The 23390-nt window shown below is 60.5% G+C and carries 18 protein-coding genes and 2 pseudogenes; 8 read left to right on the top strand and 12 right to left on the bottom strand.

The window, feature by feature from the left end; all coding sequences use genetic code 11:
• The first annotated feature begins 6 nt into the window (after nucleotides 1–6).
• The 3 genes from MKZ91_RS28670 to MKZ91_RS28660 all read left to right on the top strand — a co-directional run bounded on the left by MKZ91_RS28670 (nucleotide 7) and on the right by MKZ91_RS28660 (nucleotide 3622).
• The gene (locus MKZ91_RS28670) at nucleotides 7–1353 is read left to right on the top strand and encodes an NAD(P)/FAD-dependent oxidoreductase (protein ID WP_336174438.1); all 1347 of its coding nucleotides are present in this window, start codon (nucleotides 7–9) and stop codon (nucleotides 1351–1353) included.
• 273 nt (nucleotides 1354–1626) lie between these two features.
• A complete protein-coding gene (locus tag MKZ91_RS28665; protein WP_336174437.1) occupies nucleotides 1627–2610 on the top strand; it encodes a GlxA family transcriptional regulator in 984 nt (327 codons plus the stop codon).
• A 373-nt stretch (nucleotides 2611–2983) separates the two neighbouring features.
• Nucleotides 2984–3622, top strand: coding sequence for a hypothetical protein (locus MKZ91_RS28660; protein WP_336174436.1), 639 nt, complete (start codon nucleotides 2984–2986; stop codon nucleotides 3620–3622).
• 263 nt (nucleotides 3623–3885) lie between these two features.
• Here the strand turns inward: MKZ91_RS28660 and MKZ91_RS28655 are convergent, their stop codons facing one another.
• The 3 genes from MKZ91_RS28655 to MKZ91_RS28645 all read right to left on the bottom strand — a co-directional run bounded on the left by MKZ91_RS28655 (nucleotide 3886) and on the right by MKZ91_RS28645 (nucleotide 7008).
• Nucleotides 3886–4086: a hypothetical protein gene (locus MKZ91_RS28655; protein ID WP_336174435.1), complete on the bottom strand. Its 201-nt coding sequence runs from the start codon at nucleotides 4084–4086 to the stop codon at nucleotides 3886–3888.
• A 103-nt stretch (nucleotides 4087–4189) separates the two neighbouring features.
• Nucleotides 4190–5200 carry an HAD family hydrolase gene (locus tag MKZ91_RS28650; protein WP_336174434.1) on the bottom strand — a complete coding sequence of 337 codons (1011 nt, stop codon included), beginning with the start codon at nucleotides 5198–5200 and terminating at the stop codon, nucleotides 4190–4192.
• 122 nt (nucleotides 5201–5322) lie between these two features.
• A complete protein-coding gene (locus tag MKZ91_RS28645) occupies nucleotides 5323–7008 on the bottom strand; it encodes an arylsulfatase (protein ID WP_336174433.1) in 1686 nt (561 codons plus the stop codon).
• Between the two features lie 623 nt (nucleotides 7009–7631).
• Here MKZ91_RS28645 and MKZ91_RS28640 point away from each other — a divergent pair.
• The 4 genes from MKZ91_RS28640 (at nucleotide 7632) to MKZ91_RS28625 (ending at nucleotide 11360) form a co-directional block, all read left to right on the top strand.
• Entirely contained in the window at nucleotides 7632–9515 is a 1884-nt protein-coding gene (locus tag MKZ91_RS28640; RefSeq protein ID WP_336174432.1) for a sensor histidine kinase, read from the top strand.
• On the top strand, nucleotides 9512–10183 hold the full coding sequence (locus tag MKZ91_RS28635) for a response regulator transcription factor (RefSeq protein ID WP_336174431.1): 672 nt from the start codon (nucleotides 9512–9514) through the stop codon (nucleotides 10181–10183). Before MKZ91_RS28640 ends, MKZ91_RS28635 begins: the two co-directional genes overlap by 4 nt.
• A 38-nt stretch (nucleotides 10184–10221) precedes the next feature.
• Nucleotides 10222–10656 (top strand): response regulator transcription factor, encoded by a 435-nt coding sequence (locus MKZ91_RS28630; RefSeq protein ID WP_336174463.1) that lies wholly within the window; start codon nucleotides 10222–10224, stop codon nucleotides 10654–10656.
• Nucleotides 10657–11009: 353 nt separating this feature from the next.
• Nucleotides 11010–11360, top strand: a complete 351-nt coding sequence (locus tag MKZ91_RS28625; RefSeq protein ID WP_336174430.1) for a hypothetical protein — start codon at nucleotides 11010–11012, stop codon at nucleotides 11358–11360.
• Between the two features lie 168 nt (nucleotides 11361–11528).
• Here MKZ91_RS28625 and MKZ91_RS28620 read toward each other — a convergent pair.
• The 5 genes and pseudogenes from MKZ91_RS28620 to MKZ91_RS28605 all read right to left on the bottom strand — a co-directional run bounded on the left by MKZ91_RS28620 (nucleotide 11529) and on the right by MKZ91_RS28605 (nucleotide 18128).
• Nucleotides 11529–13228, bottom strand: a pseudogene (locus MKZ91_RS28620) (adenylate/guanylate cyclase domain-containing protein).
• A 222-nt stretch (nucleotides 13229–13450) separates the two neighbouring features.
• Complete coding sequence (locus MKZ91_RS31690; RefSeq protein ID WP_442892362.1) at nucleotides 13451–13747, bottom strand: hypothetical protein; 297 nt, start codon at nucleotides 13745–13747, stop codon at nucleotides 13451–13453.
• 89 nt (nucleotides 13748–13836) lie between these two features.
• Nucleotides 13837–15099, bottom strand: a complete 1263-nt coding sequence (locus MKZ91_RS28615) for an alpha/beta hydrolase (protein ID WP_442892361.1) — start codon at nucleotides 15097–15099, stop codon at nucleotides 13837–13839.
• A gap of 177 nt (nucleotides 15100–15276) precedes the next feature.
• A complete protein-coding gene (locus MKZ91_RS28610) occupies nucleotides 15277–15624 on the bottom strand; it encodes a hypothetical protein (RefSeq protein ID WP_336174429.1) in 348 nt (115 codons plus the stop codon).
• Between the two features lie 62 nt (nucleotides 15625–15686).
• The gene (locus tag MKZ91_RS28605) at nucleotides 15687–18128 is read right to left on the bottom strand and encodes an arylsulfatase (RefSeq protein ID WP_336174428.1); all 2442 of its coding nucleotides are present in this window, start codon (nucleotides 18126–18128) and stop codon (nucleotides 15687–15689) included.
• Between the two features lie 232 nt (nucleotides 18129–18360).
• On the opposite strand from MKZ91_RS28605, the pseudogene MKZ91_RS28600 reads away from it, so the two are divergent.
• A pseudogene (locus tag MKZ91_RS28600) lies at nucleotides 18361–18555 on the top strand (ATP dependent DNA ligase); the annotation flags it as partial.
• A gap of 106 nt (nucleotides 18556–18661) precedes the next feature.
• Here the strand turns inward: MKZ91_RS28600 and MKZ91_RS28595 are convergent.
• The 4 genes from MKZ91_RS28595 to MKZ91_RS28580 all read right to left on the bottom strand — a co-directional run bounded on the left by MKZ91_RS28595 (nucleotide 18662) and on the right by MKZ91_RS28580 (nucleotide 23364).
• On the bottom strand, nucleotides 18662–19462 hold the full coding sequence (locus MKZ91_RS28595) for an ABC transporter ATP-binding protein (RefSeq protein ID WP_336174427.1): 801 nt from the start codon (nucleotides 19460–19462) through the stop codon (nucleotides 18662–18664).
• Nucleotides 19463–19476: 14 nt separating this feature from the next.
• A complete protein-coding gene (gene ntrB, locus MKZ91_RS28590; RefSeq protein ID WP_336174426.1) occupies nucleotides 19477–20370 on the bottom strand; it encodes a nitrate ABC transporter permease in 894 nt (297 codons plus the stop codon).
• A gap of 64 nt (nucleotides 20371–20434) precedes the next feature.
• On the bottom strand, nucleotides 20435–21727 hold the full coding sequence (locus MKZ91_RS28585) for a CmpA/NrtA family ABC transporter substrate-binding protein (protein ID WP_336174425.1): 1293 nt from the start codon (nucleotides 21725–21727) through the stop codon (nucleotides 20435–20437).
• A 344-nt stretch (nucleotides 21728–22071) separates the two neighbouring features.
• Complete coding sequence (locus tag MKZ91_RS28580; RefSeq protein WP_336174461.1) at nucleotides 22072–23364, bottom strand: CmpA/NrtA family ABC transporter substrate-binding protein; 1293 nt, start codon at nucleotides 23362–23364, stop codon at nucleotides 22072–22074.
• Nucleotides 23365–23390: the final 26 nt, after the last annotated feature.

The following is a 23390-nucleotide window of genomic DNA, read 5'->3' as shown; positions in this document are numbered from 1 at the left end:
ACCCCGATGATCACGCGGCCCGTCAAACGCTTGCCGGTCGAAAATGGCATCTCGGGCTGGGAGGCGATCAGCCAACGTTCGTTTCCGGTCTGCTGCCTCGACAGCCACGTGAACGCAGACTGGCTGATCATCGGCGCCGGCTTTGCCGGCCTTTCGGCAGCGCGTCGCCTCATACAACTGCGTCCCGATGACAAGATCGTCATTCTCGAGGCGAGCGAAGTTGGCAAGGGCACGTCGGGCCGGAACTCCGGCTACATGATCGACGTGCCGCACAACCTGTCATCCAGCGAATATTCAAGCGGAGGCGCTGACAGCACGCGCCGGGAAATGGCCCAGAACCGATACGCCATCGAATTCGCCAGGCGAGTGGCGCAAGCCTATGGAATGTCGCGCGAGACCTTCGATCCCGCAGGCAAGATCAATGCGGCTGCGACGGCCCGCGGCATCAAACTCAATATGAGTTTTGGCCAGTCGCTCAAGGCCGCAGGAGAAAAGCACACCTTCCTCGACGCCGCAGACATGCGGGAGATAACGGGGTCGAACTATTACCTCGGCGGACTCTATACGCCGGGTGCGGTGCTTATCCAGCCGGCGGACTACGTGCGCCAGTTCGCTGCCGGCCTTTCGCACGACATCGACCTCTTCGAGCGATCCCCGGTGACGTCCCTCAAGCGCGACAATGGGATTTGGACGGCAATGACGGCACGCGGCTCGGTAAGCGCGCCGAAGGTCATCCTCGGCGTCAACGGTCATGTGGACGATTTCGGCCATTTCGGCAGGCGGCTGGTGCACATCTTCGCCTACGCCTCCATGACCGCGCCGTTTCCGGCTGACGGCATCGGACACAAGGCTTCCGGTCGGGATCGTTGGGCCTTGCTGCCGGCCGACGCTATGGGCGCCACGGTGCGCAAGATCACGTCAGGCGGTCAGTCACGCATCGCGATCCGCACCAAGTACACCTATGACACGACGGTCGCCCTCTCAGAAAACCGCCTCTCGAAAATGGCGCAAGCGCATCGACGTTCGATGGATGCGAGATTTCCTGGCCTCAAGGGAATACCGTTCGAGCACAGTTGGGCAGGTCGTCTTTGCCTCAGCCTCAACCATGTCCCAGCCTTTGGCGAGATCGACGATGGGCTCTTTTCCGCCTGCTGCGAGAATGGGCTTGGCACTGTCAAGAGCACTCTTGCCGGCATGATGGCCGCCGACTTGGCGACCGGGAGCACGTCTCGGGAGCTCGCAGATTACATGAATCACCACGGCCCAACCCGGCTCCCGCCGGAGCCGTTTGCGTGGCTCGGGATCAACTCGGTCATCCGATTGCAGGAACTGCGCGCAGGTCGCGAGGGATGACGCACCTTGGCGACGGCTGTTTGAGGCCGCGTCTACACCGAGAATGAGCACACGTATCCTTGAGAGACGCACTGATTTGCCGCCCTTTTGCGCAAGGCAGGCGCCCTTTTAGAAGCCATAAGCAATCGAGTTTGGAAGCATGTATGCGCTTTCTGTGCGAGCCGCGACGGGGCGTTAATAGACGCGCGTTTGGGATGCACCCCACTACGATGAACAGCCCACAAGTGACAACCAAGGCCCGGGCGGCGAGGTAGGTTTGCGATGACGACAAGCATGAGACCCAACGCAGCGGCGACGAACCGTCTCAAGATCGGTTTCGTGCTGGCCCGATCCTTCACTCTCTCTGCCTTCGCGCTCTTCGTCGACACGCTTCGGCTCGCGAGCGACGAACTCGACAAGTCCGGCCGCATCCGCGCCGACTGGCAGGTGCTCGGCAACACGCGGCACCTCATCACCTCCAGCTGCGGCGTGCAGGTGGCGCCGACTTCGGGCCTCGTCGACCCCGCTCAACTCAACTACATCGTCGTCGTCGGCGGCTTGCTCAACAGCAAGAGCCCGATCGACGACGAGACCGTCAGCTTCCTCAAGAAAGCGGCGGCGAAGAAAATCCCGCTGATCGGCCTGTGCACGGGAACTTTCGTTCTCGCGGATGCGGGCCTGATGGCGGGGCACAACGTGTGTGTCAGCTGGCTCCACTACCAGGCATTCCGTGAACGCTTTCCCGATCTCAAGGTGCGCTCGGATCGCCTGTTCAATCTGGAACGCACGCGCGGATCATGCGCCGGCGGCAGCAGTGCTGCCGACATGGCGGCCCATATCGTCCGCCTTCACATCAGCAAGGAGGCGGAGCGGAATGCGCTTGAAGTCCTGCAGATCGACAAGGCACGCTCGCATCTTCATGTTCAACCGAGAAAGCCGCTCGCGATCGAGAGCAACGATCCCCGGTTAAACGCTGCGCTCATCATCATGGAGCAGCACACCGAAAACACGATCTCGATCCCTGAACTGGCGGCGTCCGTCGGATTGTCGCGGCGCCAGCTCGAGCGCCTGTTCATGGACAAGGCCAAGATGTCGCCTGCGCTCGTCTATCGCAAGTTTCGTCTGGAGCGCGCCAAGCATCTTCTCACCCAGACAAACGCATCATTGATAGAAATCGCTCTCGAGGTCGGCTTCGAGAGCGCCGGCCACTTCTCGAGGATTTTTGCCAAGACCTATGGCCAAACGCCGAGCCGGCTCAGGGCGCAGCAGTCAATGTGATCTCCATCAAGCAGCCGTCTCAAGGAAGAGTGTCGCGGAGGGAGCAGTCAGAGAGCTGCGCGCCGCCCCGCGGGCGCTGGATGGCCGTGGACAACGTGCATCAGTGTCCGCTCATCGGACATGTGGTCGACGTGAACTCGACGTCCACAATCTGGTCTCGAGCGACCTTCAGTTTGAAGGAGTGTCCGCAACATTCTCCCGGAGGCTACCTTTCCAGCACACAACAATACATGTAAGTTAGAAAACCCTAACTTGCGTAGCGCTTCGTTGTTCTACGCACGCGCGTCGCCTTGCTGGAATACCGCTACGACGCACCTTCCGCTTCACGGGCAAAATCGACAAGCTAACTTTCGAACCCAATTAGGAGCTGAAAATGAGGTTGAAGCTTATCACTTGCGCCGCCGCGGCTTCTGCGTCGATCGCGATACTCGCGCCGTCCGTCTCGCCGGCACAAAATGCCATTAAAGAGCCGGCCGCGAAGAGTATTGGCACCACCAGCACACAGAAGAGCCAGCTCGTGCCCTCGTTGATAGTCATGAATTCGGCGGGTGCGAAGCTGAGTGGTGACACGCTCACTTTGACGGGAATCTCCAACAACTCAATCCTGTTTGCCGACCGCCCGGTTCGTTCGGCCGGGCATGCGCTTACCGCTCACCTGCTGGAGGAATGGTCGCCAGGAGGCGGATTCGTGAACGATCCACCGAACGCCACGGTGTCCGTTCTCAACAAGGACGCCGCCGACGTCGAGGACGCTGTCGTAGTCCTGAAGGAACCGAAGCTCGAGGGAACCGATTTGACCTTCAAGGTGGACGTGCTCGAGGGCAGTCTTAGCAAGGCGGACGGCCCGGCCTCCATATTCATAGACATAATCGGAATGCCGCGAACGCCCGCCTCTTTCGCCGGTGCGGCGCGCCGAACGGCATACAGGGGAGCCTGGTATGGCGCAGCGGCCACCTATTATCATCCTTATGTACATCCGGCATGCGGCTACTATCCGCTTCCACCGTGCTAGCTAGCAGGACCTAAACCTGCCCGAGTGGTCAACGGACCAGAGAGAGTGGCGCACCTGATATCGCTGCGGCGGCGGAGGCAGCGACAGGCGCTGCTCTGCTGGTGGCCTCGTCGCTTGTCGGGGAGTTGCTGCTCGGCGGGGCGCTGGACGGGATCGCTGCAGCCGTCGCCCGTGTCGCTGGCATCGCCCTGGTTGCCCTGGCAATCGCCTGCTGGCGGAGAGCGCCTTTGCTTGGCATGTTGATCTGCAGCACGGCAGTCGCGCTATATCTTGCCTATCTCGGATCGGCGGAAGGAATTGATGCTGCTGTGGCCGGCGGTTACGGTCCATGCCGCCATTTCGGTTCTGCTCGATCGACGCTGGCTCGCCGACGCCCAATAGGAGACCTGTGCGATTGCAGCAGTTGTCGCCAGTGCCATGCCTTCGACAACGGCGATCAAGCCGGCGATATGATTGATGCCCATGTGGATGTCCCCCTAGCTGGGAACAAGTGGCAAGGCCGCCTATCCATTCTTGTTGCAGATGCATGACTGAGCGCGTGGCGCGTCGCCGGCGTAAAACGCAGTTCTACTTCTCCGGAAGAATCTGTTTCCAATCGGCCTTCATGTCGACCACGGTCCATTGGTTTATCGCGGCGGCATCCAGCGCCTTGTCGAGACGGCCGAATTCGGCGTCCCGGTCATAGGCGTATTCGCGATCTGCATCGGTGTGATGAACGATCAGGCCGAAACGGGGCGTTGTTCCGCCGATCGTCGTCCATTGCAGCATTTCCAGGTCGCCGTCAGAGTTGCCGAAGGCGGCAATCGGGCGGCGGCCGATGTGCTCGTTGATGCCAACCGGCTTGCCGCTCTTGTCATCGATGAAGTTGGTTTGCAGCAGGCGAAACAGGGTCGGCACGCCGTCACGCATCTCAAACTGCGTCTTGATCGACGAGCCGACGACCTGCTCGGGCGGCACGCCGTAAACCTGTTCGACCCAGGGGCGCATGAACTCGATGCCGCCACCCGATACGATGAAGGTCTTGAAACCGCTCGCGCGCAGATAGGCGAGCAGTTCGAGCATCGGCTGGTAGACGAGAGCGGTATAGGGGCGCTTGAAGCGCGGGTCCCGCGCGGTGGCGAGCCACTCGGAAACGACCTTCTGGAACGCGTCGCTGGTCATGTCCGAATGGGTCTCCATGATGAGCTCCACCAGCCCCTTTTCGCCGGCTGCCGCAAGCGCCTTCATGTCGCCCTCCAGGACCGCCTTGAACGGTTGTGTGTCCTTCCATTCCGGATGGGCTGCGGCCTCCGCTTTCACGCGGTCGAGCGCGAAAGCGGGTTGGACGTACATCGGATGTTCGACCCATAGCGTGCCGTCATTGTCAAAGACAGCGATGCGCTCTGGCTCCGGAATGAAGTCGGGCGAGTTTTCCTTGCTCACCTTCTCGACGAAGGCGACGATGGCCGCCTTCGGGGCGTTATCGTTCCACGACGGCAGCGGGTCGGTCTGGGTCTGCGCCGAAGCATTAACCAACAACGTTGTCAGGCCAAGCACGATACCACCGGCCAGTCTGATGAAGTTATGCGCCACAGACATGACGAACCCTCCATGGGTTAGGTGTCCCGGTTCCTGGACCGTCCCTTAAGACCTGCGCTGAACTGTGCCTCGGAGCCAGACGGGCGGCCCTGGAAAACCGCCCGTCGTGTTGAGCCTGCCTTCTAGTTACCAGGCTTGTTCCTAATTGCGGCGTCGATCTGCCGCTTGACGGCATCAAGATTGAACGAAGCCGGGTCTTGCATCGGCGGATAGTCGATCGCCGTGAGCGCCAGTTTCGCAACCTCCTGCTGGACGCTGACGAAGCGCCAGAACTCGCGAGCGAAGAAGTCATTCATATAGCCCCCGCCCAGGTCATTGAGGCTTTGCTGACCAATCGACGGTGTCCGCTCGAATGGGTCCTGGCGGATATTCACCATGGTGGGCATGTCAGTTGTTACCTTCCCACCGGGCCAGCCCTGCGGCTGTTGGAAGAACTGGAACTTGAAGTTATCGATGCGAACCGCCCCTAGAGAAGGGCCGCCGAAGTAGAAGAATTCATGCCGTGCAGATGGGGATTTTCCCTCCAGCAGGCCCAATTGATTGTAGCCATCAAGGTGATTCTTGTAGGTTCTGTCGCCCAGCTTCACACCCTTGAGCAACTGCTCCGTGATTTCGGTGTTGCCGGCTGCAGCCGCCAATGTGGGGAACCAATCCAGGGCGGAAAATATGCCGTTCTCGACCGTACCCTGCTTGACCTTGCCGGGCCAGCGAATGATGGCCGGTGCGCGGAAGCCACCTTCCATTACGGTACCCTTGGTGCCCTTGAACGGGGTCATGCCACCGTCGGGCCAAGTAAAAACTTCCGCCCCATTGTCGGTCGTGAAAATAACGATGGTGTTGTCGGTCTCACCCGCGTCTTCCACGCATTTCACGAGAGCGCCAACGCTGTCATCAAGCTGTGCCACTCCGGCTTCTTCAAGGCCGTAGTTTGTGTCGCTGTTCATGAGGGCTTGGTATTTGGGCGACAGAAAAGTCCAGACGTGCATGCGCGTCGTGTTGTGCCAGACGAAAAACGGCTTGCCGTCGGTCTTGGCTTTGTCCATGAAGTCGCACGAAGCCTTGACCAGCACTTCGTCGAACGTGCCCATATCGTACTTGGCCTTGGGTATTATGTCATGCATGTTCGGCACGTTGGACATGTCGGGATACGGCGCCAGTGGGCCCTCGTCCACGATCCTCTGCTTGCCGATCTTGCCCCAACGCGGCTGTTCGGTCGTGTCGTCCGTGTCCGTTGCAAAGCTGTGGACCAAATTGCGTGGCCCCACTTTGTCCCGGTAAGATTGGTCATTCGGGAACGAATACCAATAGGGGTCTGACATCGCATCAAGGTGATAGAGATAGCCGAAGAACTCATCGAAGCCATGCAGCGTCGGCAGGTACTTGTTCAAATCTCCAAGATGGTTCTTGCCGAACTGGCCGGTGGCGTATCCCTGGGCCTTGAGGACGGTGGCCAGGGTTGCCGCCTTGTCCGGCATGCCGACGTCTGCCCCCGCTTGACCGACGGTCGTCAAGCCGGTGCGCAATGGGATCTCACCTGTGATGAAGCTTGCTCGACCCGCGGTGCAGCTTGCTTCCGCGTAGTAGTCGGTGAATAGCATGCCCTCGGCGGCAAGCTTGTCGAGGTTTGGCGTCTTCCCGGACATGATACCCCGGTGATAGGCGCCAATGTTGAACCAACCAACATCATCGCCCATGATGACGACAATGTTGGGCTTTTGCTGATCTTGCGCGGCTGCCGGCATAGTTGTTGCTGACGCAACAAAAGTGGAAGCCAGCAGACCGAACCAGATGTTTTTCATCTTGCTCATGGTCTGGATTCCTCACTGGCTGCCCGAAATGGGCCGGCAGCCTGCGCCCCTTTGGCCTTGGCCCTGGAAGGCAATTGTGGTCATGCCGCTGCGGTTCGGAATGCGCCCGGTCTTGCATGGCGGCGCGGCCAGGCGGTCAACGCGGTTGGGCGTAGAAGCAAAAGAAGGGCACGCCTTCATCTACACCAGGACCATAACCAATGATTGCAACAGTCGTTGCATTCTCCGCCGAACGTGCAGCGACGCGTTCTCCGAACCGGAAGTTGGCTCACGGTGGCCTGACCACATGCCTATCCTTGCATTCATAGGTGCGCCGAAGTCGTCGCGCGTCTGTTGTCGTCGAACATGGAACTACGCCGAGTTCACGCAATTTCTACTTACGCGAAAGCCACTCATTGCATCCCAGCCTAGTCAGGAACGCGCCTCAGCGATATTGTCCTTTGGGGCAGCGCGTACGAATTGGATCGATCAGCAATTGCATGCGTGTGGAAACCGGACGCAGCACGGTTTTGGCGCAGGGGACGGGACTAGATTCTGAAATAGTTGAACGCCGACGAGCAACCGCCCCGGCCGCATCGCACATCCGAACGCATAGACGGACAATGGCGTAAAGGACGTTCAATATGGTCCGTGCATCAACGAAACCATGGAACCCGTTGACCTGGATCGCATCCGCATTTCTTTGCCTTCTGCTGTTCCTGACCCTTGTGACGGCCGGGCCCTTGTCGGCGGAGGTCGTGGACCAGGTGCCACGCATCCTTATCCTCTATCCCTATGACGAGAGGATTCCGGCAACAACTATTGCTGGCGAGACCCTGAGAAATCGACTGCAGCAGGCGACAGCGGGGAAGGTCGATCTGTTCTCGGAATTTCTCGACCTTTCCAGGTTCCCCGAGAAGGTTCACATCGACCGGATGGCGCGACATCTCAGTGAGAAATACGCCGACCGACATCCGGATGTAGTGATTGCGCTCGGTGAGGAGGCAACAGGCTTCATCGTCAGGTACCGGCATGCGATCGCCCCGGATGCGAAGATCGTGTTCGGCGGCTTCAGCGGCGCGGATGCCGCGAAGTTGAGCCTACCGAGCGACGTCGTCGGAGCCTTCAGCGAGTATGACATCGCAAAAACCCTTCTCATGGCGCGCGGTCTCCAGCCGGATGCCCGCGATCTGGTCGTAATCGGTGGGTCCTCGGATTTCGACCGCTCCTGGCTTGCGACGGCGCGCACGAGTCTCGCCGGCCCCGCAAACGGCCTTAGAACGACCTACGTCGAGGATTTGACCATCGATGAATTCGCGGACCGCGCCTCGCGTGTGCCGGAAGGAGGCATCATTCTTGTCCTGACCGTCTTTACCGATCGCAGCCGCCGCAACTTCATTCCGCGCAACGCTCTCGAACGGATTGCCGCCAAGGCGAGCGCTCCGATCTACGGTCCGTATTCCACTTATATCGGCCACGGCGCCGTCGGCGGTAACACCGTCACATTCGAGTCGGTCGGAACAGCGGTCGCTGAACTTGCGCTTGACGCGATCGCGGGAAAACCGATCGCCAACGTCAACGTGCCGAAGACCTTTGTCGCCGATGCGAGAGAGTTGGCGCGCTGGGGTTTACCGGAGAGCGGGCTTCCTGCCGGAACCGTCCTGAGCTTCAAGGAGAAGAGCCTCTGGGAAACATACCGGGTAGCAATCATCGGCTTCGTTGCGGCTCTTGCGCTTCAGGCGGCGATCATAACGGTGCTTCTGTTCGAGCAACATCGCCGGCGGGCCGCAGAGCAGGAAGCGCGGCTTCGTCTGCTTGAGCTCGTGCATCTCAACCAGTCGGCGACGGCGGGAGCGCTCTCGGCATCGATCGCTCACGAGCTGCACCAGCCGCTCGGGGCGATCCGCAGCAATGTCGATGCCATCGAAGTCCTGCTTCGAAAAGAGCGGCCGGATCTCAACCTTATCCGGCAGATTCTCGTAGACATCGGCGAGGACGACCAGCGCGCCAGTGATATCATTGTTCGACTACGGGGACTGCTGAAGAAGCGAAGCGAGATCGACTGGCAGGAATTCGACCTGAACGAGGTGGTCAACAGCGCGATCTGTATCCTTCACGCCGAGGCGGGACAAAAAAGCATCGTCGTCAGCTCCAGCGACCAGACCCGGGCGCTGCCAGTGCGGGCCGACAAGGTGCATCTCCAGCAGGTCATTCTCAACCTCGCCACCAATGCGATGGACGCCATGGTCGATGCCGCGGCCACTGAACGGAGGTTGGTCTTTCAGACGGCGCTGATCGAGAATTCCAAGGTCGAGCTGTCGATCTCCGATACAGGCCGCGGCATCCCGAGCGACCAGCTCGACCACGTTTTCCGTGCCTTCTACACGACCAAGCCGACAGGCACCGGGCTGGGTCTTTCAATCGCCCGTGCGATCATCGAAACCTATGGTGGCAAGATATGGGCGGACAATCGCGCCGAAGGCGGCGCCGTGTTTCGTTTTGTCCTGCCGCTTGCTCAGCCAGGATGACCCAATTGGAACGCGTCATTCATATCGTCGACGACGACAAGTCCTATCGCACCGCGCTGGCACGGTTGATGGAGGCATCCGGCTTTGGTGTCGTCACCTATAGCTCCGGCGAAGAGCTTTTGGCCCATCTGCCGGGCTCCGACCCCGGATGCATCCTCCTCGACCTGCAGATGCCGGGTCTGAGCGGGCTCGAGTTGCAGGACCGGCTCACTGAGAAAGCGCCACTGTTGCCGATCGTGTTTCTGACCGGACGAGGCGACATCACGGCGAGCGTCCGGGCGATGAAGGCCGGCGCCGAAGACTTCCTGGAGAAGCCGGCCCCGAGGGAGGCGTTGCTGGACGCCGTTGAGCGTGCGCTGCTTCGCTCAGAGACACGGCGCGCCGAACTCGATCGCGTCCATGCACTCCAGGCCCGTCTGGAGACCCTGACGCCACGAGAGGTCGAAGTTTTCGGCCTGATGGTCCGCGGCAAACTCAATAAGCAGATCGCTTACGATCTCGGCACCTCCGAGCGAACCGTCAAAGCGCATCGGCACAATGTCATGGAAAAGCTTGGCGTGCATTCGCTGGCCGAGGCCGTGTCGATCGCAGAGAGACTGGGACTTCTCGACCCGACAGCAAATCCGCCTGAAGATATGCACGATGCCGTTCGCCGCGCTTCCCCATAGGACAATATCCAGCCTTCAACGTTGGTCATACGATCATGATGATCGGGGCTGGACATGCCCTTCCGCATGGGCCTCAGAAAGGCATCCACTTGGAAAGCCACCCACGCAAAGTGGCCGTCGTGGAAGACGATCCGAGCATGCGCAAGAGCGTCGTGCGGCTCTTGAACGCGCATGGTTTCGCGACGGAAGGATTTGTCTCGGCCGAGGCCTTTCTCGGCCGCGCCATGTTGAGCGAGATCAGTTGCATCGTACTTGATGTCCATCTCGGCGGCATATCGGGCATCGAACTCTGGCACCGACTGAAGGGCGCCGGCTCAAAGATCAAGGTCATCTTCATCACCGCCGTCGACGATCAGACGCTCGAGTCGAAGGCGATCCAAGGGGGCTGCATCGCCTATTTGCATAAGCCGTTCCCGGCCGACAAGTTGATCAGCGCGGTCAACGAGGCATTGGGCGTTTCGCCAGACGATTGAAAGCGTTCGAGCCTGCCTCCCCAAAAGGGCAACAGGCAGCGATCCAATTTTCGTTCACAAACTGATCAAGTCGTGGACGTTCCCTCGACAGCCGGGAATACCAAATACCGCGCTTCGAGTACCTTCAGCTTTGGTGTCCATGATCTAAGATGGACCTACCTCAGTCGGTCATTGAAACGTGGAGAGCCTCGTGCCGGTCGATCCTACCGGCGGCCGACGCGTTCACACGACTTCCCCTAAGGACAATATCGTTCGGTAGAGTTTCGCGTAATGTCAGTTGCGACGACTGCTTTGAGCCGCCGCGCTTGGTTGCCGCCCGGTCACAAGCGCAAAACCTAGGAAGGAGCATGACAATGAACCGCATTGCGACTTTTTCTATGATTGCCTGCCTCTCTGCCTTGAGCTTCGCTGGGAACGTGCTCGGCCAAGGTGCCGCAATGGAATGGCCCAAAGAGATCGAGAAAACCGTGAGCAGCTACAGCGGCGACAAGATCAATATCGTCGATGTAAGCACACTTGCGGAGCAGAACCAAACGCGCATGTGGGTCGAGCATGCCACGCCGGAACAACGTGCAGCGCTGCTCGAGGCGGTCAAGGCGAATACGTCCTTGTCTGAAAAGCTGAAGGCGCAGAACGTCGAGATGGACAACATCGGCGGGGCTGAACAGGCGACTGACGGCGGGCTGACGATCTACGTTCGCTAACCCTCTCGGGATCAGTCAAGCGGGGTGCGGAACGCCGATGGTATTTGCGCCGCATCCCGCTCCATCCGCGAACATACCGCGTAAAAGGCGATGATCTTCTCGGAGAACGCAGGTCCTCGACGTCGACCTCGCTTCGAAGCGCAAGGAGCCGATGCTTTCGACCGGATGTCACATCTCCGGCAGGTCAGCCTTTCGGAAGCCGTCGACAAAGTGGTCCCGTACAGATGCATCGCGCAGCGGCTGGGAGCTGAGCCAATGACCGATCGTAAAATGAGGGTGGGCGATCAGGAACAGTTCTGCTTCTCGCCGCGCTTCCTCACGGCGGCCCAACTGCGCAAGCGCAGCAGCCAGGAATTTGCGTGAATTGGTACGATACGTCTCTTTCCTGCGGAGTGTAGCGGTTGCCGCCTCATAGTCACGCGCCGCGTATTGCGCTTGTCCAAGATGACAAAGATACCAGCAGGCTGGATAGGGATTGAGCCGCAGAGCTTTTTCGTTAGTCCGTCGGCAATCCTGCCGTCGAGCACCGACATGTCCGACATCGCTGCCCAGGTGTCAGCGTGGTTGGGGTCGAGTTCCAGGGCCTTGGCGAAGGCGGCCTCCGATTCCTCCCATCGCCGCTCATAAGCCAAGATCGTCCCCAGAACGTAACGGCAGCCGGCATCGTTGGGATCCAGGTCGACCGCCTTCTGCGCGAGCGTCGCCGCCATCCGACGGTTAGGATCTTCGGGCTCGCCGAAATGAGTCCAGGCAAGCCAACGGTTATAGGCGAGCAAACCGAGCGCCTCGGCATAGGATGGCTCGAGCTCAACCGCGCGCTGGAGCAGCATATAGGCCTCACGCTCAGTTTGCGGCGACTCTTCCGTCAGCAGGCGGGCGCGCACACACAGATCGTACGCCTCAAAGTTCTTCGGCCGCTTGCGCTGCGTCGGGATGGTCAGCCGGCCGACGAGAGCTTCAACAATCTTGGCGTTAACTTCATCCTGCAGTTCGAATACATCTTCCACCGTCCTGTCAAAACGGTCGGCCCACAAGTTCTGGCCGCCAAGCGCGTCGATCAATTGGGCATTGATGCGGACACGGCCCTTTGCGCGTCTGGCGCTCCCCTCAAGCACGTAGCGGACGCCGAGTTCCTGGGCGACCAGCCGCACGTCGACCGGCTTGCCCTTGTAGCCATGCACGGAATTGCGCGCGATGACGAACAGGCCAGCCGTACGGGAAAGGTCGGTGATCAGGTCTTCGGTCAAGCCCTCGACGAAAGGCGCGTCCGTTTCATCCCCACTCATATTGGTGAACGGCAATACAGCGATCGAGGGACATTCGGGCAGCGGCAATGTGCTTTGCAGCGCATCCGGCCAATGCCACACGTGGACCGGGCGAGTGAGGTTCTTCAGGTAGCGTTCGCCTGCATCAAAGAACCGGTCGCCGATCTTGCCGACGATCTCGCCGTGAACTTTGCCCGAAATGCAGATACCTCCCGGTGCGGCTTGGGTCTCGAGGCGCGCCGCGACATTGACGCCGTCGCCAAGCACGTCTGAACCGTCGTCAATGACATCTCCCAGATTGACGCCTACACGCAAAAGCAGGCGCCGGTCTCCGGAAGCCTCAACAGCAGTGGTGGCCCGTTGCATTTCCAACGCTGCTGCGACCGCATCCACCGCGCTACCGAATTCGATTAGGAATCCGTCGCCCATGACCTTGATGATGCGACCGTTGTGGCGCATCACAACCGGCTCGATTACGCCAGAACGGAGTTCCCTGAGGTTCGCCAGCGTTGCGACTTCATCAGCCTCCATCAGGCGTGAATATCCCACCACATCGGCAACGACGATGGCGGCAAGGCGACGCTGAAGAGATTGATCCGTCATGTGAGGACGAGCCTAACGACCGGCTTCGCAAGTTATTGTTCAACCGCGGGTGAGTCAACAAATGGTAAGAGGGAGTGTCCAGGCGATCTCCACCTCCATCGAGCCGTCGACAGCTTCGACACTCAGCTGGGCGCTTTTGCGAACACCGAAGATGAAGAACAGCTTGGCCTTCTCCTCCAGCACGTCGCATACGTTGAGCCCTTCGGCGACGGCCGCTTCGTTCTAGGACCAGCCTCTCGCGGCCACAGCGACATGTTCCTGAAAAATCCGCCGCATTTCCCTGACGTTCTTGTAGCCGATCTTCGAGCAAAATCGGACAATCGTTGTACCTGACACACCACAGGCTGCAGCTACGGATTCTACGGTCCCAAAGGCAACAATCCCGGGCTGACTCAAGATGCGGTGCATCGCAAGCTTGGGCGAGGTCGGCAATGCGATCCGGCGCTCGACAATCCTCAGTTTCAGCTCCTCAAGACTTTGAGGGACCGACCGAGCATTTGGAAGGGCCGCTTCAGACATGGACGGTTCGGCCTTCGACTGCGCTCTGCCTTGCCGCATCGACCGGTTGGCAAATCACGCTTAGAGACTGTTCCTTTCGCAGGTTGGACTTACCGGCTGCAGTTGCCGGTTCTTGACTGACTTCTGTTGGTGCAATCGAGTTCGGTGGCACCGGGGCCGGTCCTGTCCAAGGGGCCAACGACTGCCTCCACATGACGGGCATAGTTCTGCCTGCTGTTCTGGTCGACTATAGCCACCGGAGCCGAAACGATGAGGCCCGCTGCCGTGCCGACAGTATTCGCCGCACCGGCGGCTGCCGTCACAATATGGTCGCCCAGCCCCAACTTGCTGTCGGTCAGAGTCTGACCAGACGAAAGGCGCGTGCCGATGAGCCGCACGATCTCCGGGGACTCAGCGAACTTGCTGTGATGCAACTTGTCGCCGGCCTTGACCTTGGTGAGGTCGATGACCGCTATGTCGTTCTTTGCAAGTTCTTCCCGGTACGGCGACTGCTCGGGATCAATCGCTCCGAGCCGGGAAACATTGCCCCAAACCCGCCGCGACACCGCCAGGGCCCGATCGTCGCGCGAGACGAAGAGTGTGAACCGCGGGCGCACCTCGCCCATGTCGGTGATCTGCGAGCGAAACACGTCCACATCGACATCGGGCGCGGCCAGCATGACATTCTTGAACTTCGCCGGCAGCCCGCCGTTGCGTATGGCCATCTGGCGCAGGGATTCCAGCGCAAGCCAATTGCCCATCGAGTGGGCCAGGATCGAGACTTCCTTCACCTGTGGGTCGCGCGCCAGATACTGAAACAGCCTCTCCACCGCGTTGCGCGTGTAGTTCGTACTTTCGCGATCATAGCCGTAGGCCAGCAGACTGCCCCTTGAGGGCCATGTCGCGAGCACCGGGGCGCTGTGAGCCCCGGAATCGTGAACGATCTGCGCAAAGCGGAAAACCGCGTGCTCAAAATCGTTGTTGAAGCCGTGGATAAAGACAAGCACGCTGCGGTCCGGGCTCTTGCGCACGGAATTGCTGAGCCAGCTTTCCGCCGTCGGCCGATCGACTTCCTCCGCCTTGACCGCCGCAAAGTCCTTTGCGGGATTGGGCGGGAGCTTCCGTGGCCAGGCGACTTCGCCGACCTTGCGGACGTTTGCAGGTGGAATTGACACGGTGATCTCGGCAAAGTTCGGCTCAAGAGCCCGTTCGCCACTGAACATCTCACCGGGTTTGGCTGCCCGGCTTCGCGTCGTCGTCACCAGCATTTCCACCTGGCTGGCAGTTGGCGAGGCGGCAATGGGTTGCAACACACCCGTCGGTCGTCCCGCACAGGCGACCAGCAAACTCGCCAACAAGCCGACGACCATCATGTGGCGTGGGCTCCGTCTAGCGTTGAGTTCACGGATGAGAGACGGTGTCAGCGGGCGCATCACAGGGTGTGAGCCGCTGTTGATACGATCACACGGATCAATGTTACGTTCTGCTGAAGGGGCATGTCAAACAACCTTGGTTCCCGTTGACTGAGGGCATTGCCGTCGCACTAGCGTTCATTCCCGCATCACGTTCATACAATTGCGAACGAGCAGGACGGACAGCAGGGCGTGAACCACGACCGCCGGCCAAAGAAGCACACCCGCAGAGCCGGCCGTCAAACCGAAGAGCGCCAGATAGACCGCGACTGCGACGCTATAGATCAGCATGCCGAGAAGGCCGGAGTTTCTCCAGCAGGCAACGCCGAGGGCGATCAGGGCAATTCCCGCGACCCGAGCCGTCGGAATGGCAGCGCCGCTCAGCGCCTCCCCGAGCAACACCTGCCCGACGAAGCTGGGCAGGATCACAAGAGCGAGACCGGTCGCAATTTCCGCGAACGCTGCGACATCAAGCACGCGCACCACGAACAAACCCCTTTGGTGTCCTTACGGTTGACCTCAAACGTTCTCTCCATTCGGCCGACATATCACGGTGTAGCGCTGGCCCCCGGCTTCAACTCAAAAGTCAGCCTGTCAATCTTGCCCGTGAAACGGAACGGCGCGTCATAGCGGTACTCCAGCAGCGCCACGCCGGTGCGGGTGTCGACACCGACGTCGAAGGTCTCATCCTCCGGGAAAGTGACGGGGATGCCATGATCGATGCTGTTCTTGACGACGTCCTTGCCGTCCACCGACAGAACGCCCGTGCCGCCCGTTCCAAGTCCCTTTCCGTCCGACTTGAAGTCGAAAACGATCGTATGTTTACCGGGCGCGAGTTCCGGTCCTTCCCACATGGTGCGCTTGAGGTCGAGAAGGTTGTAGAGGAACACGACCTTGCCTCGGCCGACGCCGAGTTCACCCTTGCTGAGGAAGAGCCCGTAGCCGCCAAACCGCCCGCCTTCCGTGACGATCATGCCTTCCGCGCCGCCCTCGGGTATGTCGACCTCAGCCGTGATCGTGTAGGACTTGTTCAAGGTGCTGGGTGCCGCACTGGCCGGCACACCGCTCAGTTCACCGGAATAGGTGAACTTCGTTCGTCCGGCGGTGAGGTTCGGGCGGGGGCTGTTCCAACGGGCCAATGTCGAGTTGTCGAGCGGCAGCACGTTGTACTTCTTCGCCTCCGAATAGAAGAGGTCCTGCAGTTCCTTGAGCTTGTCTGGCATGCTGGCGGCGAGATCGGTGGCCTGCGTGGGATCCTCGTCGACATTGTAGAGTTCCCAGTTGTAACCCGTAATCACGTCGGGTGGCGTCTTCGTGCTGAGTTCCCACGGCAGCGTCGCGGGCGTCGTCGCAGCGACCCATCCATCGTGATAGATCGCCCGGTTTCCGAGCATTTCGAAATACTGCGTTGTGTGTGTCGTCGGCGCCTCGGCATTTGCCTTGTCCCAGGTGTAGGCCATGCTGACGCCTTCGATCGGCTCCTGTTTGATTCCGTTGATCGTCTGCGGTTGCGAAATGCCGGCCGCCTCGAGGATCGTCGGCACGATATCGATGAAGTGGTGGAACTGCCGGCGGATGCTGCCGGCATCATTGATGTGGCCGGGCCAGGACATGACCATGCCCTGTGCCGTGCCGCCGAAATGTGACGGCACCTGCTTGACCCACTTGAACGGGGTATCCATCGCCCAGGCCCAACCGGCCGCAAAATGCGGGAAAGTCCGGTCCGATCCCCAGAACGGGTACCAGAGATACTGATCCTTCACCGGAACGTCGACCCCGTTGAATGTGGTGAACTCGTTTGGTGTCCCGTTGAGCATGCCCTCGGCACTCGCGCCGTTGTCGCCGCCGATGTAGATGATCAGCGTGTTGTCGAGTTCTCCAAGATCCTCCACCGCCTGGATGATCCGCCCGATCTCGTTGTCGGCATAGGCAAGATAGGCGGCGTAGACATCGGCCTGCCTGATGAACAGTTTCTTTTCTTCCAGGCCGAGCGTGTCCCATTGCGGCAGCCCTTCTGGCCAGGGGGTCAGCTTCGCATTCTCGGGCATGATGCCGAGCCGCTTCTGATTGGCGAAAATCGTCTCGCGAACCTTGTTCCAGCCCTCGTCGAAGAGGTGCAGGTCGCTGATCTTCTTGATCCATTCGGGCGTCGGGTGGTGCGGCGCATGGGTGGCACCGGGCACATAGTAGACGAACCAGGGTTTTTCCGGTGCGATCTCTTCAAGCTGCCTGACATACTGAATGGCCTCGTCGGCCATGGCCGTTTCAAGGTTCCATTTGGGATTGCCTTCAAACGGATAGATAGCAGTCGTGTTGCGGAACAGGTTCGGCTGCCACTGGCTAGCATCGCCACCGACGAAGCCATAGAAATATTCGAAGCCCATGCCCGTCGGCCACTGGTTGAAGGGGCCAGCCTGGCTCGATTGATAGGATGGCGTGTTGTGGTTCTTGCCGAACCACGAGGTGGCGTAGCCATTTTCCTTGAGGATCGTTCCGACCGTTCCCTTCTCGATTGGAATGATCGAATCGTAACCGGGATACCCGGTCGCGATCTCCCCGACGACGCCGTAGCCAACCGAATGGTGGTTGCGTCCGGTGATCAACGCCGCACGCGACGGCGAACATAGCGACGTCGAGTGGAAATTCGTGAAGCGAAGCCCCTCCTTGGCGATACGGTCCATGGCGGGCGTTGGTATGACGCCACCAAAGGTGCTGGGCGCGCCAAATCCCTGATCGTCAGTCATGATGAGGAGTACATTGGGCGCCCCCTTCGGCGGTACGATCCGTGGAGCCCACCACGGCTTCGAGTCCGACGCCTTCTCCTTGATCACGCCGCCAAACGCAGACGATGGCGGCGGGAGTTGTTCACCGGTGATCGTCGTCGTCGCGCCCGGAGCGCCGAGTGTGCCCGATACCTGCTGCGCCCACACGGAAGTGCAACCGAGCGCGAAAATTGCCGCGCCCGCAAGCATGCTCTGACCAAATGACATGGCGAAGACCTCCACCGCTGATATGGAATCCCCGATAGATTGCGTTGCGCTAATATACGCAAGTCGTCGCTTGTGGGGAAGCTGCCTTTAATCGACGCGCCTGCTGTGGTTGCCGGACGTCAAAAGCGATCACAGAGATGTCGACCTCAACGAGGCGATCCTGGACGCACAATCGAAAACAAGCACAGCACAATGCTTGTGAAGCCTTACCCTACACTGTCGAACTCCCGAGCTGCCCTGGAAACAGAAGCAGCCGCCAGTCACCTATTCAGACAAACGCAATGTCGTTTGGCTCCAGCCGACGCTCATAGCAGAGATCGAATACCGAGCGTGGACGGCAGACGAGAAGCTCCGGCATCCCTCCTCCAAGGGCCTGCGCGAGTTCCGGGATAATGCAGCCGTCTGCCGTCTCGATCGCCAAGGGTAGCTGCTAGTCATTGGTTGACGATCTTGGCCCTCCTCGAAGCATGCGGCCCGGCGCCATGTCATTGCCGATGCTCACAAGCCTTTCGGCGGTGTGGCGAGCCATGGGATCACTCCGCAGCTTCGACGAAACGATGGCGCTCGTAGAGGAACTTGAGCACCGCTTCACGGCATCTGAGGTAGGTTCGGTCACCGGCAAGCTCGATGCGATGGCGCGGTCGGGAAAGCGGCACGTCGAGGATCTCACCGATGCGGGCCGATGGCCCGTTGGTCATCATCACGATGCGATCGGAAAGCAGCACCGCCTCGTCGACGTCGTGGGTGATCATCAGCACGGTGTTGCTAAGCTCGGCATGGATCTGCATCACCTGGTCCTGCAGATGGGCCCGGGTGAGCGCGTCGAGCGCGCCGAAGGGCTCGTCGAGCAGCAACACCTTCGGCTCCATGGCGAGAGCACGGGCGATACCGACGCGCTGCTTCATGCCACCGGAGATTTCGGATGGGCGCTTCTCGGCCGCATGCGCCATCTGCACCAGCTCAAGATTGCGCATCGTCCAGTCGTGGCGTTCGGCCTTGCTCTTGATTGCCGAGAAGACCTTGTCGACGCCGAGGCGCACGTTCTCATAGACCGTCAGCCAGGGCAGCAGCGAATGGTTCTGGAAGACGACGGCGCGGTCCGGCCCCGGCTCGTCGGCAACGCGGCCGTCGAGCAGGACGACACCGGTCGTCGCCTGCGTCAGGCCGGCGACGATGTTGAGCAGGGTGGACTTGCCGCAGCCGGAATGGCCGATGATCGAGATGAACTCGCCCCGGTCGACCGATAGCGACACCTGCTTCAGCACCTCGGTGCGCACGCTACCGCGTTCAAAACTCTTGTCGATCAGTTCCAGCGAAAGATAGCTCTTGGTCATGGCTTTTGCCTCTCTCAAGCGGTTGCAGTGCCGCGGGTGACGACGCGGCCGACGAGGGCGATGAGGCGATCGAGCAGGAAGCCGACGATGCCGACATAAAGAAGCGCGACGATGATGTCGCTGATCAGCGAGGAGTTCCACGCATCCCAGATGAAGAAGCCGATGCCGACGCCGCCGATCAGCATTTCGGCCGCGACGATCGCCAGCCACGAGAGACCGATGCCGATGCGCAGGCCGGTGAAGATGTAGGGTGCGGCTGCCGGCAGCATGATCTTGGCGAAATACTCGAGCGTATTGAGGCGCAGCACCTTCGCGACGTTCTGGTAGTCCTGCGGGATGTTGCGAATGCCGACGGCGGTGTTGATGATGATCGGCCAGATCGCCGTGATGAAGATCACGAAGATCGCCGAAGGATTGCCGTCCTGGAACGCGGCCAGCGACAAAGGCAGCCAGGCGAGCGGCGGCACGGTGCGCAGCACCTGGAAGATCGGATCGAGGCCGCGCATGGCAAGCGCGCTTTGGCCGACCAGCGCGCCGAGCGCGATGCCAACGACGGCTGCAAGCGCATAGCCGAGCGCCACGCGTTGAAGGCTTGCCGCCACATGCCAGAACAGCCCTTGGTCGACACCCTGGCCGACATAGAAGGGATGGGCGATCAGTTCCCAGCTTTCCTCGATGACGCGCGTCGGCGACGGCAGGCTGGAATCGGGTGCCGAACAGGCGACCTGCCAAGCGACAAGGATCAGCGCCAAGGTGACGAGGAGCGGCATGATGTTCGTGGCGGCGGCCACGAGTCTCGCAGTGAGCGGCTGGCCGCTGCTAACGTTGGCCGAGCGGGTAAAGGCGATCACGCGGGCGGCAGGTGCCGGCGCTGACTGGCCCTTGAGTTTGAGATTGGTGACGGTCATGCCGTTCTCCTTGGAATTCGAGAGCGGATGCTGGCGGGCCAGGCCGGCCAGCATCCGCAATGGCTCAGGCAACGCGCGAGATCGAAAGGCTCTTGAGGTAGCCTTGCGGATCCGCGGGATCGAAAACCTTGCCGTCGAAGAATTTTTCGACGCCGCGCGAGGTCGATGCCGGCACATCGGTCACGCCCAGATCCTTGGCGGCCTCGCGCCAGATGTCCTCACGGTTCACCTTGGCGACGAGCGCCTTAATGTCGGTATCAGGTGCGAACTTGCCCCAGCGGATGTTCTCGGTGAGGAACCAGGCGTCATGGCTCTGGAACGGATAGGAGGCGTGATCGCGCCAGAACTTCATGAAGTGCGGGCTCTTTTCGACCACCTTGCCGTTGCCGTAGTCGTATTCACCCTTAAGGCGGTCGACGATGTCCTTCGGCGGCACATTGAACCAGCTGCGCTTGCCGACGATCTTCGCCAGTTCGTCCTTGTTGGCCATGTCGTCGCACCATTGCGCCGCCTCCTGGATGGCCATGGTGAGCGCTTTGGCGGCGCGCGGGTTCTTCTCCACCCAGTCGGCGCGCATGGCGAAGGACTTTTCCGGATGTTCGTTCCAGATCTCGGCGGTGTTGACCGCGGTGTAACCGATCTTCTGGTTTACGAGCTGCTCATTCCAGGGCTCGCCAACGCAGAAACAGTCCATGGTGCCGACCTTCATGTTGGCGACCATCTGCGGCGGCGGCACGACGATGGTTTCGACGTCGCTATCCGGATCGATGCCGCCGGCGGCGAGCCAGTAGCGGATCCAGAGGTCGTGGGTGCCGCCGGGGAAGGTCATCGCCACCTTGGCGGCAGCGCCTTCGGCCTTCTTCTTGGCAAAGACCTCTTTCAGTGCCGAGGCGTCGATACCGACCTTGAGATCGGCATAGGTCTGGCCGACCGAGATCGCCTGCGCATCGAGATTAAGGCGGGCAAGGATCGCCATCGGCAGCGGCTGGTTGTTCTGGGTGACCTTGCCGGTCGAGATCAGGTAGGGCATCGGCGTCAGGATATGGGCGCCATCGATGCCGGCGCCGGCGGAGCCGAGCACCAGATTGTCACGCGTCGTTCCCCAGGACGCCTGCTTCACGACTTCGACTTCGGTCATGCCATATTTGTCGAAGAGGCCCTTTTCCTTGGCAATGACCAGCGGTGCGCTATCCGTGAGCGCGATGAAGCCGAGCACCGCCTTGGTGGTTTCCGGACCGGAACCTTGCGCAAACGCGCCGGATGGGAAGGCCGACTTGACCGCGCCGAACAGGGCGGCGGTTGCGGTGGTCTTCAGCAGGCTACGACGGGTCAGACCGCCGGTCGAAAACTTGGTCATGCGCAGGATCCTCTGCTGGTCGGATAGTTGGACATAAAAAAACGCCGCTCGGTGATTGCGTCCGGGATCGGGAGGAACCCTCGGAAACAAAACCTTGCGACGTCGGTGTCTTCGGCAAACGCGATCTTGCGTTTGAGTTCACCTCGATCGTCGTTGACCGAGGTATTTCTAGACAAGCAAAGGTCGTGCCAGCTCGCTGGCACGACCTTTAGACAATTGAATTAAAACCATAATTTCCGAACTCAGATGAGGCGCCTAAAAATTCTCCTATTGTAGAATCTGCTGAATTATTGTGCGACGCACAAATTCCCATCGGGACTCTGCACAAACCTGATGCGCAATCGTCAGCCCTCCTGCTCGACGGAAACGCTTTGTGCCAAAGCGCGAACGGGGAAAGAGCGGACATAGGTCTCAATGTCAGCGGGATCGAAAACGTGTCCGTCCATGAAGTGCTCGCCCGGCCTGTCGCCCTCGATACGGACGTCCGCGTCCTCGGGGGCAGCAGCGGCGCCGAGCGCCCGACGATAGAGGTCAGGGCGACAGGCGGAAGCCGCAACCGCCTGCATCTCGGGCGACAGCCGCACCTGCCCCCAGCGCGCCATTTGGCTATAGATCCACATCGCCTGGCCGGGACGGGGGTAGTTGGCGTGGTCGCGGTGAAAGACGAAGTAGTCGTCGATCACACGCCTGTTGCCGGCCGCATCGACGGTGAACTCTCCGGCGAGAACCCGGCGGATGATTTCGACCGGGGCGCCGACGTATCGCGGCGCGGCAAGCAATTCGGCCAGCGTGCCGCGATTATCGGGCTCGTCGCACCAGCGCGCCGCCCGGTCGAGCGCCAGGATTAGCCGCGACACCGTTTCGGCGTTGCTCTTGGCCCATTCGGGCCGCATGCCGATCACCTTTTCCGGCGCCAATGGCCAGATATCCTGCTTGGCAGCGACGATGCGCCCCAGGCCGCGCTCAGCGGCCACCATGTTCCAGGGGGCGCCGACACAGAAACCATCGATGGTGCCGGCGGCAAGCGCGTCCGAGGTTAGCGGCGGCGGCACGACAACGAGCTTGACATCCCGATCGGGATCGATGCCGCCGGCAGCCAGCCAATAGCGGACTTCGTAGTTGTGCGAGGAGAAGGGAAAGGTGACGCCGAGCCTTGGCGCCGGTTCCCCGCGCTCGCGCATTCGGCGAAGCAGCGCTGCGAGCGAACGCGCATGGCTAAGCGCATCGTCCACCCCACCGAGACCAACCTCCTCCTGCATGCGAGCGAAAAGTCCGTTGGAAAGCGTGATCGCATTGCCACCGCGCCCGAGCGAGAAGGGGGTAATCGTCGGCGAAGGATTGGATCCAAGGCCGAGCATGGCGGCCACCGGCATCGGCGAGAGCATGTGAGCGATATCGAACTGACGAATGGCGAGACGGTCGCGCACATTGGCCCAGGTGACATCCTTGACGAGATCGAGCGTCAGGCCCTCCTTGCGGGCAAAACCGAGTTCCGCAGCCACGATTAGCACCGACGCATCGACCAACGGAATGAAACCGGCGCGGATCGTTCGCGCACCTTCCCCACCGAGCCTCACGGGTGCGGGCAGCCCGCCACCCATTGCCGCGCCGCGTCGCGTATTGTCGAGGGTCGTCATGATGGTCACTCCGGTATCTCCTTCCG

The sequence above is a fragment of the Ensifer sp. MJa1 genome, from assembly GCF_037026475.1.
Classification (GTDB): Bacteria; Pseudomonadota; Alphaproteobacteria; order Rhizobiales; family Rhizobiaceae; genus Ensifer.
Note: the sequence above shows the minus strand (reverse complement) of the source record. Positions and strands in the feature narration are given on the sequence as shown.